Genomic DNA, 13,548 nt, shown 5'->3' with positions numbered 1-13,548 from the left:
CTCGGCAGAGCAAAAACTCAAGATGGCAAGTGGTAATAAGCTCATACAAGTGCACGGCGGGCAGGGATGCCCGCCCTACCAACTTGCCTGTCTATAACACTGAGGCCGTCTGAAAACTTTTTTCAGACGGCCTCTTACATTTCGAAATAACCGTTAACCCGAATCCCAAATACTCAATCCCAATCCTGAGCCACAAACCGAGCGGTTTGGCCTTGCTCGTTTTCCAAAATCAGGCGGTGGCCTTCTATCCGATAGCGGGTAAAGCTGCCGATACGGTTGCCGAAGTCTTGTTCCAAAGCCATGCCGTCGGCACAGAGCTTCCGGGTGGAGGCAACGACACCGATTGCCAATTTTCCTTCCGTCGGGGAAGCGCCTGCTACATCGGCTTCAAACATCATGCGGTTGCAGCCCATGTAGGCGGATACGTGCGGCAAGGCGGTGAAATTCATTTCGGCTTTGGTCTGATGGAGTTGTTCGCGGCTGAAGCCGGGCCATTCGTCGAGCATCCATACTCTTTTCAGATCGGGGGCCGGTTCGGAAGAAGCGGCGCAACCGCCAAGCACGGTCAGGCAGGCGGCGGCAAACAGGGTTTTCCAATTCATAATTTTTCCTTTGTTTTTGAAATTTGCGGGTTGTGAAGTTTAAACCTGCTGTTTTGAAATTTAAAGTGTTGCCGGAGGGCGCAATCAAAAACCGGCAGACGAAACAGCCGTCTGCCGGTGAGAATATGACCGGTATTTATTGCTTTCAATCAGAATTTATATTGCACGCCCACTTGTACGGAACGGTCGTTGTCTTTCTTGGCAAACGTGGTATCCGCGTGCAGATAGGCATGCAGTTTTTCGGTTAGGGCACTGTTCACGCCGATGCGGAATTTACCGTAGTCTTTGTCGTTATCGGCTTTATAGCGGCCTTCTCTTACTTTGCCGTCGGCAAATGATTTGGCGGTAACGCTTTCGATGCCTTTGTTATTGAATTCGTGCACATAAGCCAAGCGCGATTTCAATTCGACGGGTCTGTTGGCAACGGTAAATTGGTGCTTGATTTGATAGCCAAGTTCCGAATCCAGTTGGTCGTCTTTGGTTTTATCAATGTGAAGGGCCGTTCTCGAAGTGTTTTTGCCGCTGTCGTAAGCATTAATCACCGCGCGGTTGTAGTTCAGGCCGAAATAAGCGCCGTGCTTGGTTTTGGGCTGGTGGATAAAGTTGTAGCCCAATTCGTTGCTCAAGCTGAACACGGTGGCGTTGGTTTTGCCCGCTTCGTTGTTGTGAACGATGATGGGGGTGTTGCCTCCGCCCACTTTTACTTCACGCTCCAAATCCAATTTGTGTTTGTGCAAGCCGATAACGGATACGTTCCACAACGGAGAATCGTGGCCGCCGTAGATGGAATATGCGTTCACACCGTAGGCATTGTCTTTGTCGATGAAGTCGTTATTGCGGCTGTGTTTCAGGCTCAACCCTGCACCGACCGCCCATTTGGGTTGTATGGCGAATTCTCCGTAAAGGCCGAGCTGTACGTTGTTGTTGCCTTCGTTTTCGTGCGTATCGTTATAGCGGTAATTGCCGTCTACCCAGAAATTCGCACCGCGCTCGGCGGCTGCAGGGCTGAGGGCAAGGTTGTCCGCATGGTATTTGATGGCATCGGTATCTTGTTTGATGGAGCCTTTCAGATGGTTGCTGATTCTGTTTTGATCCGCTGCTGCCGTTTTCATCGATTGGATGATGTCGGCATTGGTTTGCTCGACAATCAAACGGGAAATGATTTTGGAAAAATCACGCATGCGTTGGTCGATTCTCTCTTTGCCGAACGCATTGGTGAGGTATTCGTAGCTGTCTTTTTTCTGGTCGTGCCACGTTTGGCCGCCTTCCACTTTCGGATTTTCGGTTTGGGTATAGCCGTCGAAATCGCCGATGTCCCAGTTGGTCGCTTCAAAAGCCAAAACGGGAATATCCGCTTTGTCGAAAGATTCTTGGTCGCTGCAACAGCCTACACCGTAAGGTTTGTAGGGTTCTTTGGTGCCGGGAACATTTTTGTCGCCTTTGTTAATCTGCAAATCTATGCCCAGCTCTTTGGCGATGCGCAAGGCATGCTCCCTCAGCTCGGCATATTTTTTAACCGGCATTTTTTTGGCTTTGTCGTAAGCTCTGTCGCCTGAGTTGGCATACATTTTGTCGCCGGTAATCAGGCTGTCAAGGTTAATCATACCGATGGCGTTTTTCTTTTCTTGATCAGTCATTTGGCTGACGAAGTGTTTCGAGCCGATCAATCCGTATTCTTCCGCGCCGAAGCCGATAAAGGTAAGGTTGTGCTCGGTATCGACACCGCTGAGATTCCGTACCAGCTCGGTTAAAACGGCCGCGCCGGAAGAGTTATCGTCCAAGCCTTGCAGTTTGGAGCGGTCGTTGCTTTTATCGGTGGCTGCGGTATCGTAGTGCGCGCCGATATAAAGGGTTTTGCCCGTATTGCCGGAACCTTGTTTGGTAACCACGATGTTATTGCTGGTTACGTTTTGGCCGGTAAGCACGCCGCGGCCTGCTTTGAAAGTGAATTGCTGTTTGTGCGGTGCGCCATTATATCCGCTGAAAGTCATCCGCTCTTTCATGTAATCGCCGGATTTCAATTCTTTGTCGGTTCCCGAGTATCGGCCTGCATGTTGGTTGATTAAAGTAGATAATGTTTCTTTACCGTAATCGCCGAATTGGTTATTGGCCAATGCTTGTTCCGCCGCCAGCAACGGGAATACGCTGATTAAAGAAACGGTTAACACAGACAGTTTCGCAGCCATGACAACTTCCTTCCTTTGGAATATTAAAATTAGAATATGAAACAATCTCTTAGCAACTCAATATCAGATGTGAAACGCATAATCCGAAATCAAAATCCATCCGGTTAGCAAACGTTAAGGCCTGTTAAACGGATAGTGGGCATCATACCCCGCCCGTTGCCGTCTTTACAAAAATAAGAACTGTTTTTTGCTATTAGTCAAAGATAACCTTCCTTACAAAACAAATTCATATAACAAAATCATCTTAAATTAAAACCAACCATTCTTTCCCTTTTTCAGACGGCCTGTTTACAGTATCCGCCATCAACGAGCCTTCTCCGGCCGTCTGAAAAAAGGATACTCCAATGAATGCAACCACCGCCCCCCTTCTCCGTTTCATCACCGCCGGCAGCGTTGACGACGGCAAGTCCACCTTAATCGGCCGCCTGTTGTACGACAGCAAAACCCTGCTTACCGACCAGCTTGCCAAACTCGACCATGCCGCGCAAAACGGGCAAACGCCCGACTTCGCAAGTCTTACCGACGGCCTTGCCGCCGAACGCGAACAAGGAATCACCATCGACGTGGCTTACCGTTATTTCGCCACCCCTAAACGCAAATTCATCATTGCCGACACCCCGGGGCACGAGCAATACACCCGCAACATGGTAACCGGCGCGTCTACCGCCGATGCCGCAATTGTGCTGGTGGATGCCACCCGCGTCGACTTCGGCGGAAGCGAACCGGTGCTGCTGCCGCAAACCAAACGCCACAGCGCCGTGTTAAAACTTTTGGGCACGCCGCATATTATCGTGGCGGTAAACAAGCTCGACCTGCTCGGTTTCGATGCCGCAAAATATCGGGCAATCATCGAAGCGTATCAAAAACTGGCCGCACAAATCGGCTTGGCCGCACAAATCCATTTTCTCCCCATCAGCGCGCTGAACGGCGACAATATCGTCCGCCGCAGCGACAACACGCCATGGTATGACGGCCTGCCGCTGCTGCCGCTGCTCGAATCCCTGCCCGTTTCCCGCAACCATGCGCACGACCTGCCCGCCCATTTCCCCGTGCAACGCGTCGCCCGTCAAGACGGCAGCAGCAGCGACGATTTCCGCGGCTACCAAGGCCGTTTGGAAGCAGGCCGTCTGAAAACGGGCGACGAAATCAAAGTGCTGCCCGGCGGCAAAACCGCCAAAATCAACGGCATTTACCATGCGGGTGGCAAAACCGATTCCGCCCAAGCAGGCGACGTGCTGACGATTACTTTAGACAGCGACATCGACATTTCCCGCGGCGACAGCATTGTGGCGGTAAACAGCGGCATCGTGCCGGGCCGCGATTTTCAGACGGCCTTATGCTGGTTCGACGAAACGCCGCTCAACCTGCGCCGCAAATACCTGTTGAAACAAGGCACGCAAACCACCGCGGTGAAAGTGAGCGGCATCGCTTATGTGTGGGACGTACACACCCTCAGCCGCGTGCAGTCCGCCACCGAACTCAACCTTAACGACATCGGCAGCGTCAGCCTGAAAACGCAGCAGCCGCTGAGTGCCACCACTTATGCCGAAAACCCCGCCACAGGCGCGTTTATCCTCATCGACGAAGCCACCAACCACACCGTTGCCGCCGGTATGATTCGGGCCGCCGGCGAACCGGGCAGTATGTTTGAAATCTGATTGTTTGTTCCGAACAGCGCAAAAGGCCGTCTGAAACTTTTCAGACGGCCTTTTCTCCAACGAAAGCCTTGATTTGACTCTTGATTTATCCGTTTGCGCCATTACCTCGAAAATATCCGTATCCGCAGCGGCAACCGGATATTTTCCCGTAGCGACAAACATCCGACCCACTCACAAACCGACAACGGAAAGCAAATATGGCAACCGAAAAAAACTATTACGAGGTGCTCGGCCTCTCGAAAGATGCCGGTGCCGACGACATCAAAAAAGCCTACCGCAAACTGGTGCGGAAATACCACCCCGACATAAGCAAAGACCCCGACGCAGACAAAAAAACCAGCGAAATCAATCTGGCCTACAACACCTTGAAAGACCCTGAAAAACGCGCCGAATACGACGAAATGCTCGCCAACCCGTTCAAACGGCAACAGTATGACGGCGGCGCATCGGGCTTCTACGGTTTCGAAGGCTTCGATCCCGCTCAGGGCGGCTACCGCTATTACAGCTTCGACGACAACCGTTTCGGCGACGGCCAGCCTTTCGGCAGCGGCGATTTCCGTTTCGACGACATTTTCTCCGCTTTCGGACACGCCCGGCAAAACCGCGCATCCCGCTCCGCAGGCCCGATACGCGGCGAAGACCAACACGCCGAATTGAGCATCGACATTGCTGCCGCCTATCAAGGCGGCGAACGCAGCCTCAGCATCGACATGCCCACCCTTACCGCCGACGGCCGAACGGCTTACGAACGCAAAACCCTGCACGTCAAAATCCCCAAAGGCATCGGCGAAGGCCAGCAAATCCGCCTGCGCGGGCAAGGGCTGCCCGGATTGAACGGCGGCGGCAACGGCGATTTATATTTGAAAGTGCGCTTCCGCGAATCCGACGCCCTGTATGTGAAAAACTGCAAAGACGTTTACCGGCGCATCGACGTGATGCCGTGGACGGCAGCCGTCGGCGGCAAAATCGAAGCCGACACCCCCGCAGGCCGTCTGAACGTCAACATTCCCGCCAACAGCCGCACCGGTCAAAACCTGCGCCTGAAAGGTAAAGGCATTCCCGCCAAAGAAGCCGGCGACCTGTATCTGACCATCAATATCGTTCTGCCGCGCGCCGACAGCGAAGCCGACAAAGCCGCATGGCAGCAACTGGCCGAACACTACGGCGCGAAAGGATAAGCCATGAACCAAGATCAAGACGTACAACTGACTTTCAACGAAATCGTAGATGCCTGCGGCAACGATGCCGATTGGGTGGTAAGCGTGATTGAAGAAGAAATCATCTCCGTGAGCGGCAGCCCGCAACAAGCCAGCTTCAGCGGCTTCCAACTTGCCCGCATCCGCCGTGCCCGCCGCATCAGCCGCGATTTCGAAGCCAGCGTGCCTGCTACCGCACTGATTCTGCAACTGCTGGACGAACTGGAAACGCTGCGCAAAGGCAAAGCGGATTAACCTTTCGCCCGACCTCCGAGGCCGTCTGAAAAAAGTTTTCAGACGGCCTCTCCGTATTTTGGTTATAACCAAATAAAAAACCATTCTTTCCGCAACCGCGGCGGACGGCGGAAAATACGGCAAACCCACCCCGAGGAACCTCCGCCATGTCGTTATACGCCCCCAAACTCTGGCAGATTCCCCCTGCCGCCGCAGCCGGTTCGGGCCGTCTGAAAACACTGGAAACCGCGCTAAACCAACGCCTGCAACACATCGCCGACCGCTATCCGCATGCCGTTTTCGCCTCCAGCTTGGCGGTGGAAGACATGGTTGTCGCCGACCGGATAGGCCGTCTGAAACTGCCGCTGCGCATCATCACCCTCGATACCGGCAAACTGAACGCCGAAACCGTTGCATTGATTGCGGAAACCAATGCCCGCTACCCGTTTGAAATCGAAGTGTACCGCCCCGCCCCCGAAGCCGCCGCCGACTTCGAACGGCAATTCGGCGGCACGGCCATGTATGAAAGCGTGGAGCTGCGCCGCCGATGCTGCCACATCCGCAAAATCGAACCGCTCAACCGTGCCCTATCCCGCGCACCGGCATGGCTGACCGGACAGCGGCGCAGCCAGTCCGACACCCGCAGCGGCTTGGAATTTGAAGAACGCGACGCCGCCCGCAACATCGCCAAGTTCAACCCGATTTTCGATTGGGAAGAAACCGACGTATGGGCATACGCGCACCGATACGGCGTACCGCTCAACGCCCTATACCGGCAAGGCTATCCCAGCATAGGCTGCGAACCGTGCACCCGACCGGTAAAACTCGGCGAAAACATCCGCGCCGGGCGTTGGTGGTGGGAAAACAAAGACAGCAAAGAGTGCGGCCTGCATAAATAACCGGCAAGCCGCCCGCCTCTTCCCGTATGCTTATCTGAACCGCATCGCTAATAATTACCAGAGGCCGTCTGAAAACACTCTTTTCAGACGGCCTCTATGCAAATATCCGCACTTAACGCCACATGCCGCGCCTTTCCCCGCCCGAACCGGCAACCATCCGTCTGCTATTCCGTGCGAGAAGGCTGAAGCGAGGGCCGTCCGCACCGCGCCCTCGCCACCCGAACCGCAGCAACAACAATAACAAAGAGGCCGTCTGAAAAAGCGTTTTTCAGACGGCCTCCACACGAATATCCGCATCCAACCGCACAGCAATCTAACTGCCGCCAAACAAAGCCGCATCATAATTCTGCGGCTCTTTCACCGGCAGTTGCGGCCCGTCGCCGACAAACCAAACGGGCTTGTGAACCGCTGCGGGAGTCTGCACCGGTTCGGCGGACAAATCATCCAGCAGCCGCTTGTATTCGGGCGACTGCGCCATCAACACCCGCGCGGCGGTTTTCAAATCGTTGATGTCGTTGGGCGGCAGGTAAAAACTGGTGGAAATGTTCAACACGTTCTTACGCAACTGCGATTCCGGCAAATCGCGCAGGTTCAGGCTCACGAAATACATGCTGACTTTGCGCCCGCCGGAGCCTGCGGCGGCCGCTTCGTTCCATTGGTCGGTAAACGCGCGGAAACGGCGCAACGATTCTTGCGAATACTGGTCGATGGGAATATTGATAATGGCGTTCAACACATCGTAAAAACCCGGCACGGCGGCGGTTTTGTCGATGGCCGTGCTCATCTGGTTTTGCGCGTTAACGTTGATCACGATGATTTTGTTGACTTTGCCTTCGATAAACTGCCGGTAAAGCACGTTTTTCGGATAAATTTCGGTAACATCGAGCAAACTGCGCAAACCGAGGTTGTCGGTAAGGCCGCCGTCGATCAGGTGGATATACGGGCGCGCTTTGCTGTCTTCGTATTGTTTGAGATTTTCTTTAAACTCTTTGCGGGTATGGCGTTGCAGCTTGCCGCTGTCCCTTTCCACCGCTTTTTCCAAACGCGGCGGCAAAGTATAACCGCAGTTGCCGCCGTTATTGTTGAGCGTGATGGGGCTGAACACCAGCGGCACCGCGCTGGATGCCGCCACCGCCCGCGCAAGGGGCAGGTCGGAAAGGTTCAGGCACATCGCATCGAAATATTCCTGCGTGAAATCCAAACGGTTGCCGAGCGACATATCGGTGGCGGTAATCACGGCGAAAGGCCCTTTGCGGCGTTTTTCTAAATCGCCGAAAGTGGCATTGCGAAATAGCGCCGCTTCAAACTGCTCCTGCAACAAATCGCCGCGCCCGAATTCCGGCGAGGTCAACCGCGGCAGATTGGCCGTCGAAAACACTTGTTTGGCAAACTGGCGTTGGAAGTTCTGCTTTAAGAAACGCCGCTCGAATGCAGGAATCGTATTGCTGCCGTGCAGCGAAAAATACGCCGCCAGCACCGAGCCGCCGGATACGCCGTAAGTCAGGTCGATGCTTTCGCTCAGTTTGGTCGGTTTGCCGCCGATATAAACTTTCTGCTTATCCAGCTCTTCTAGAACGCCGTAACCCAAAGCCGCCGCCCGCGTGCCGCCGCCGGAAAGCATCAGCACGATAAACGTATCGTCGCCTTCCTGCCGCTCCAAAGCATGTTGCAGACGGTAGCCTTTTTCGGTATCGACCCGGCTGATGGTGGCCACGGGCGGATAACGCACCAGCGCACACGCCGACAGCAGCAACGCCGCCGATAGCACACAACATTTTTTCAGGCCGTCTGAAAAAGAAATTCGCATGATGGCATTCCTGTCATATGGCAAAAAAATCGGATTTACACGTTATATTTTGCCATAAAAGCCAACAGGCAGCCTAAGCTGCCTGTTCCGTTTTTCCACTATTTTGCTATTCCGCTTTGTCGCCGATTTTGCTTTCTTTGCCGCTGAGCAGATTTTGGATATTGCTTTTATGCCGGTAAAGCACCAACAAAGCAATTACCGCCGTCGCCCACACCCACGAACCGTAAGGCATCAGAAAGTAAGCGGCAATCGGGCTGAGAACGGTTGCCGTCAACGCCGCCAGCGAAGACACTTTGAATCCGAACGCCATCACCAGCCACACCGCTGCGCAAACCAAAGCGGTCGGCCACGATAAAGCCAGCAGCACGCCCAAAGCCGTCGCCACGCCTTTGCCGCCTTTAAAGCCGAAAAACACCGGCCACATATGCCCCACCAACGCGGCCACGGCCACCAGCGCAATGGTGCTGTTATCCAAACCGAGCGGCTCCTGCACCCACAAGGCCAACAATACGGCGGCCAACCCTTTCAAGGCATCGCCGAGCAGCGTTAACGCAGCCGCTTTTTTCTTGCCGCTGCGCAATACGTTGGTCGCCCCCGGATTGCCCGAACCGTAAGACCGCGGATCGGCCATGCCGTAACATTTCGACACGATCACCGCAAAGGAAAGCGAACCGATCAAATAAGAAATGATAACCGCCAATAAATTAAACATTACCGTTACTTTTGTTTTAGAATGAAAGCGTAATTTTAACGTGAAAACGGCGCAATACAAAATGGACAAAATCTTTTTGAACGGCATGAAAGCCGAAACATTGATCGGCGTATACGATTGGGAACGCGAACAAATGCAGACGCTGGTGCTGGATTTGGCTATCGGCATTCCCGAAAAAACCGCCGTTTCCGACGACATCAACGACACCATCCACTACGCCGACGTATGCGATGCCGTACGCAGCAGCTTGAAAAACCAGCAATTCCTGCTGCTGGAAGCCTTGGCCGAACATGTGGCCGAACTGGTATTGCAAGATTTCGGCGCACAATGGATACGCGTGCGCATCGTCAAACCCGGCATCTTGCCCGACGTGCGCGAAGTCGGCGTAGAAATCGAACGTAGTGCCGACGTATAATCCGCTCCGTTCAGACGGCCTCACGCCGCTGCCCGTCCAGCCGTTTGCACCCCGCTGTTTTTATTAACCGAATGCCTATATGAACCCGCAAACACATCCGATTCAAACCGTTACCCTCGCCTTCACCGGCGCGTCGGGCATGCCTTACGGTATCCGGCTGCTGGAATGCCTGCTGCACAGCGGAAAAACCGTTTGGCTGCTGTATTCGCAGGCCGCGCAAGTGGTGGCCCGGCAGGAAATGAACCTTTCCCTTCCTTCCGACCCTGCCGCCTGCCAAGCGTTTTTGTGCGAAAAATTCAATGCGCCCGCAGGGCAACTGCGCGTATTCGGCAAAGACGAATGGTTTGCCCCGCCCGCCTCCGGCACCAATCCCGCTGATGCCATGATTATCTGCCCCGCCAGCATGGGCGTGGTGGCGGCAGTGGCGCACGGCACTTCAGACCACCTTATCGAGCGTGCCGCCGATGTGTGCCTGAAAGAACGCCGCCCGCTGATACTCGTGCCGCGCGAAACGCCGCTTTCATCACTGCATCTGGAAAACCTGCTGAAACTTTCGCAACTCGGAGCGGTTATCCTGCCGCCCGCACCCGGTTTTTACCATCACCCGCAAAATATCAACGATTTAACCGATTTCGTCGTTGCCCGCATTCTCGACCAATTACGCATTCCGCACACCTTAATGACCAAATGGGGAGAAAAATAAATCTTTTTATTACAACAAACTACAATAAATCAAAGCATTCCCTCCCCATACGCTTGTTGACAATTCCCAATACTATGTTTTAACCTGCTACACATGAACACATTAAACATTCGCCCCTTTGCTTATTTTTATTGGTACCACACAACAGTGCGGTACTTTTTTGCGCTTGTCTGAAATGCAGATAAACCTTAAGCAAACGCGAAACAGAGCCGCCCGAATTCACACAGGCGGCCTTTTTATTTGCCGCCGGTTCCAAAGGAGCAGATAAAAATGAAAGCCGCCGTTATGTTAAACACACAAAACCAAACCGCACCGGCACCGCTGCATCGCTGCAATATCATTGTAGACAGCAACACCCACCGCCCCGACCTGTTTGCGGCACAACTGCCCGAAACAGGCGATACCGCGCTGGTGAGCGAAGCCATGCTGCCGCAAATCCGTGCCGTTGCCACGCTGATTGCCGCCATGCGCCACAGCTTCGATACAACCAGCCCGAACGTGTTTACCGAAGAAGCCGACTGGTTTGCCGCCCGCATTATCGTTTTAGGCGTGCGCCGCTTCCATCTCGACATTACCATGCTGCCGATACTGAATTTGGCCAACCAGCGCGCCCAAGCCTTCGCCGCCGCCCTCAAGCTGCCGTTTGTACCTGCCCAAATGCGCATGAGCCTGCATGCCGGCCGCCCCGCCAACCTTTTGATTGTCGAAACCGAGCATCATTTGGCATCCGCCGGCAACATCGTGGCCGACAGCCTTGCCCTCGCCGCCCGCCTGCCTAAAATTTTCGGTTGATTTCAGACGGCCTTCGGGAAACGCCGTGTACTATTCAAACTTTCCGTTTCCAAAATCCGCACCCTTTCGCCAAACAACGGCCAATCCGTTTTAAAACCGATACGGGCATGGTTTCCCACCCGATTGGTTGCGCCTGCTTCCCGATACGCAGGCAATCTTTATTATTCTGCTTACCCGACTTTCGGCTTCCCAATATGAGGCCGTCTGAAAACGGCAAAATGCTATAATCTGCCCCGCATTTCTTTCAGACGGCCTCTTCTATGAAACTCAATCCCCAGCAACAACAAGCCGTGCAATACCTCGGTGGCCCCCTGCTCGTTTTGGCGGGCGCGGGCAGCGGCAAAACCGGTGTGATTACCCAGAAAATCAAACACCTGATTACCAAAGTCGGCTATCCAGCCCACCACATCGCCGCCATCACGTTCACCAACAAAGCCGCCAAAGAAATGCAGGAGCGCGTGGGCAAAATGCTGCCGAAAAGCCAAACGCGCGGCCTGACCATCTGTACTTTCCACTCGCTCGGCATGCGCATTTTGCGCGAAGAAGCCGCCAACATTGGCTACAAGAAAAACTTTTCCATTCTCGACGGCACCGACAGCGCCAAAATCATCAACGAGCTGCTCGGCAGCACCGGCAAAGAAGCGGTGTTCAAAGCCCAGCACCAAATTTCCCTGTGGAAAAACGATTTGAAAACGCCCGAAGAGATTCTTCAGACGGCCTCTAACGAATGGGAAAGCCAAATGGCGAAAGTGTATGCCGGCTATCAGGCCACGCTGGAAAGCTATCAGGCCGTCGATTTCGACGACTTAATCCGCCTGCCCGCCGTGCTATTGCAGCAAAACAGCGAAGTGCGCCACAAATGGCAACTCCGCCTGCGCTATTTGCTGGTGGACGAATGCCAAGACACCAACGCCTGCCAATACACTTTGATGAAGCTGCTCACCGGCGCGGAAGGCATGTTTACCGCCGTGGGCGACGACGACCAATCCATCTACGCATGGCGCGGCGCGAACATGGAAAATCTGCGCCAAATGCAGGAAGATTATCCGCAGATGAAGGTAATCAAGCTGGAGCAAAACTACCGCTCCACCGCGCGGATATTGAAAGTGGCCAACAAGGTAATTGAAAACAACCCCAAGCTGTTCAAAAAAACCTTGTGGTCGCAGTTCGGCATGGGTGAACACATCAAAATCGTCGCCTGCCAGCACGAGCAGCACGAAGCCGAATGGGTGGTGAGCCAGATTGTGAAACAGAAACTGGTGGGCGGCGACAAAACCCAATATGCCGATTTCGCCGTCCTCTACCGCGGCAACCATCAGGCGCGGGTGTTTGAAGAAGCCTTGCGCAGTGCGCGCGTGCCTTACCAGCTTTCAGGCGGCCAGAGTTTTTTTGATAAAGCCGAAATCAAAGACGTATTGTCCTACATCCGCCTGCTCGCCAACCCCAACGACGATCCCGCCTTTTTACGCGCCGTTACCACGCCCAAACGCGGCATCGGCGAAGCCACTCTCGGCAAGCTCAACGCCTATGCCCACAGCCACGAATGCAGCCTGTATGAAGCGGCGTTAAACCCCGAAGCACAGGCCGTCTTAAACGCCCAAAACCGCGAGCACCTGCAACAATTCATGGCCTTGATGGAAGATTACCGCGCCCGTGCCGAACACGACGACGCGGGCGAACTCGTCAACAACCTGCTGGCCGACATTGCCTACGAAGCCCATCTGCTCGGCAGCGAAGAAGGCAAAGCCGGCGAAATCAAATGGCGCAACGTTACCGACCTCACCGACTGGCTGGCGCGCAAAGGCGGGCAAGACGGCAAAAACATCATCGAAATTGCCCAAACCATCGCCCTGATGACCTTGCTCGAAGGCAAAAACGAAGAAGAAACAGATGCGGTCAAACTTTCCACCCTGCACGCCTCCAAAGGTTTGGAATATCCGTATGTGTTTCTCGTAGGCTGCGAAGAAGGCATGCTGCCTCACGCCGACAGTATCGAAGAGAGCAACGTCGAAGAAGAGCGGCGTTTGATGTATGTAGGCATTACCCGCGCCAAACGCCAGCTCACACTCACCCACTGCGTGAAGCGCAAACGGCAGGGCACATGGCAGTTTCCCGACCCCAGCCGCTTTATCGACGAAATGCCGCAGGAAGATTTGAAAATCCTCGGCAGAAAAGGCGGCGAACCGATTGTGAGCAAAGAAGAAGGCAAAAGCAATTTGGCCGGTTTGCAGGCGATGCTGGCCTCGAAAGCCAAAAGCGGCAATACGCGATAACTGCTTGCAAGCCGTCTGAAAGTTTGTTTTCAGACGGCCCCTTCTCTCTTCGCTACCGCCCGCTGCCACCC

General features: G+C 54.2%; 12 protein-coding genes. 8 read left to right on the top strand and 4 right to left on the bottom strand.

The window, feature by feature from the left end; genetic code table 11:
• Nucleotides 1-173: 173 nt before the first annotated feature.
• Nucleotides 174-602, bottom strand: coding sequence for an META domain-containing protein (locus Q0X97_RS11300; RefSeq protein ID WP_302067168.1), 429 nt, complete (start codon nucleotides 600-602; stop codon nucleotides 174-176).
• Nucleotides 603-751: 149 nt separating this feature from the next.
• Nucleotides 752-2,788: a M20/M25/M40 family metallo-hydrolase gene (locus Q0X97_RS11295; RefSeq protein WP_302067169.1), complete on the bottom strand. Its 2,037-nt coding sequence runs from the start codon at nucleotides 2,786-2,788 to the stop codon at nucleotides 752-754.
• A 344-nt stretch (nucleotides 2,789-3,132) separates the two neighbouring features.
• On the opposite strand from Q0X97_RS11295, the gene Q0X97_RS11290 reads away from it, so the two are divergent.
• The 4 genes from Q0X97_RS11290 to Q0X97_RS11275 all read left to right on the top strand — a co-directional run bounded on the left by Q0X97_RS11290 (nucleotide 3,133) and on the right by Q0X97_RS11275 (nucleotide 6,775).
• Nucleotides 3,133-4,446: a sulfate adenylyltransferase subunit 1 gene (locus tag Q0X97_RS11290; RefSeq protein WP_302067170.1), complete on the top strand. Its 1,314-nt coding sequence runs from the start codon at nucleotides 3,133-3,135 to the stop codon at nucleotides 4,444-4,446.
• Nucleotides 4,447-4,643: 197 nt separating this feature from the next.
• Nucleotides 4,644-5,624, top strand: coding sequence for a DnaJ C-terminal domain-containing protein (locus Q0X97_RS11285; protein WP_302067171.1), 981 nt, complete (start codon nucleotides 4,644-4,646; stop codon nucleotides 5,622-5,624).
• Between the two features lie 3 nt (nucleotides 5,625-5,627).
• A complete protein-coding gene (locus Q0X97_RS11280; RefSeq protein ID WP_107928356.1) occupies nucleotides 5,628-5,897 on the top strand; it encodes a chaperone modulator CbpM in 270 nt (89 codons plus the stop codon).
• Nucleotides 5,898-6,043: 146 nt separating this feature from the next.
• Nucleotides 6,044-6,775 carry a phosphoadenylyl-sulfate reductase gene (locus tag Q0X97_RS11275; RefSeq protein ID WP_302067172.1) on the top strand — a complete coding sequence of 244 codons (732 nt, stop codon included), beginning with the start codon at nucleotides 6,044-6,046 and terminating at the stop codon, nucleotides 6,773-6,775.
• Between the two features lie 313 nt (nucleotides 6,776-7,088).
• Here the strand turns inward: Q0X97_RS11275 and Q0X97_RS11270 are convergent, their stop codons facing one another.
• Nucleotides 7,089-8,582, bottom strand: a complete 1,494-nt coding sequence (locus Q0X97_RS11270) for a patatin-like phospholipase family protein (RefSeq protein ID WP_302067173.1) — start codon at nucleotides 8,580-8,582, stop codon at nucleotides 7,089-7,091.
• A gap of 106 nt (nucleotides 8,583-8,688) precedes the next feature.
• Complete coding sequence (plsY, locus tag Q0X97_RS11265) at nucleotides 8,689-9,294, bottom strand: glycerol-3-phosphate 1-O-acyltransferase PlsY (protein WP_302067174.1); 606 nt, start codon at nucleotides 9,292-9,294, stop codon at nucleotides 8,689-8,691.
• Nucleotides 9,295-9,355: 61 nt separating this feature from the next.
• Here plsY and folB point away from each other — a divergent pair, with 61 nt between their 5' ends.
• The 4 genes from folB to rep all read left to right on the top strand — a co-directional run bounded on the left by folB (nucleotide 9,356) and on the right by rep (nucleotide 13,477).
• Nucleotides 9,356-9,709: a dihydroneopterin aldolase gene (folB, locus tag Q0X97_RS11260; protein WP_302067175.1), complete on the top strand. Its 354-nt coding sequence runs from the start codon at nucleotides 9,356-9,358 to the stop codon at nucleotides 9,707-9,709.
• A 79-nt stretch (nucleotides 9,710-9,788) separates the two neighbouring features.
• Nucleotides 9,789-10,412, top strand: a complete 624-nt coding sequence (locus Q0X97_RS11255; RefSeq protein WP_302067176.1) for a flavin prenyltransferase UbiX — start codon at nucleotides 9,789-9,791, stop codon at nucleotides 10,410-10,412.
• 270 nt (nucleotides 10,413-10,682) lie between these two features.
• Nucleotides 10,683-11,204: a hypothetical protein gene (locus Q0X97_RS11250; RefSeq protein WP_302067177.1), complete on the top strand. Its 522-nt coding sequence runs from the start codon at nucleotides 10,683-10,685 to the stop codon at nucleotides 11,202-11,204.
• 260 nt (nucleotides 11,205-11,464) lie between these two features.
• Nucleotides 11,465-13,477 carry a DNA helicase Rep gene (gene rep / locus Q0X97_RS11245; protein ID WP_302067178.1) on the top strand — a complete coding sequence of 671 codons (2,013 nt, stop codon included), beginning with the start codon at nucleotides 11,465-11,467 and terminating at the stop codon, nucleotides 13,475-13,477.
• Nucleotides 13,478-13,548 lie beyond the last annotated feature (71 nt).

The organism is Neisseria sp. MVDL19-042950 (genome assembly GCF_030504625.1).
Taxonomy (GTDB): domain Bacteria; phylum Pseudomonadota; class Gammaproteobacteria; order Burkholderiales; family Neisseriaceae; genus Neisseria.
This window is presented reverse-complemented; position numbering and strand designations above follow the sequence as displayed.

Bases quoted from the DNA above. Each gene is read 5' to 3' on its own strand.
- rep (WP_302067178.1), top strand. From the start codon at position 11,465: ATGAAACTCAATCCCCAGCAACAACAAGCCGTGCAATACCTCGGTGGC.
- Q0X97_RS11250 (WP_302067177.1), top strand. From the start codon at position 10,683: ATGAAAGCCGCCGTTATGTTAAACACACAAAACCAAACCGCACCGGCA.
- Q0X97_RS11275 (WP_302067172.1), top strand. From the start codon at position 6,044: ATGTCGTTATACGCCCCCAAACTCTGGCAGATTCCCCCTGCCGCCGCA.
- Q0X97_RS11295 (WP_302067169.1), bottom strand. From the start codon at position 2,788: ATGGCTGCGAAACTGTCTGTGTTAACCGTTTCTTTAATCAGCGTATTC.
- Q0X97_RS11270 (WP_302067173.1), bottom strand. From the start codon at position 8,582: ATGCGAATTTCTTTTTCAGACGGCCTGAAAAAATGTTGTGTGCTATCG.
- Q0X97_RS11300 (WP_302067168.1), bottom strand. From the start codon at position 602: ATGAATTGGAAAACCCTGTTTGCCGCCGCCTGCCTGACCGTGCTTGGC.
- Q0X97_RS11285 (WP_302067171.1), top strand. From the start codon at position 4,644: ATGGCAACCGAAAAAAACTATTACGAGGTGCTCGGCCTCTCGAAAGAT.
- plsY (WP_302067174.1), bottom strand. From the start codon at position 9,294: ATGTTTAATTTATTGGCGGTTATCATTTCTTATTTGATCGGTTCGCTT.
- Q0X97_RS11290 (WP_302067170.1), top strand. From the start codon at position 3,133: ATGAATGCAACCACCGCCCCCCTTCTCCGTTTCATCACCGCCGGCAGC.
- Q0X97_RS11255 (WP_302067176.1), top strand. From the start codon at position 9,789: ATGAACCCGCAAACACATCCGATTCAAACCGTTACCCTCGCCTTCACC.
- Q0X97_RS11280 (WP_107928356.1), top strand. From the start codon at position 5,628: ATGAACCAAGATCAAGACGTACAACTGACTTTCAACGAAATCGTAGAT.
- folB (WP_302067175.1), top strand. From the start codon at position 9,356: ATGGACAAAATCTTTTTGAACGGCATGAAAGCCGAAACATTGATCGGC.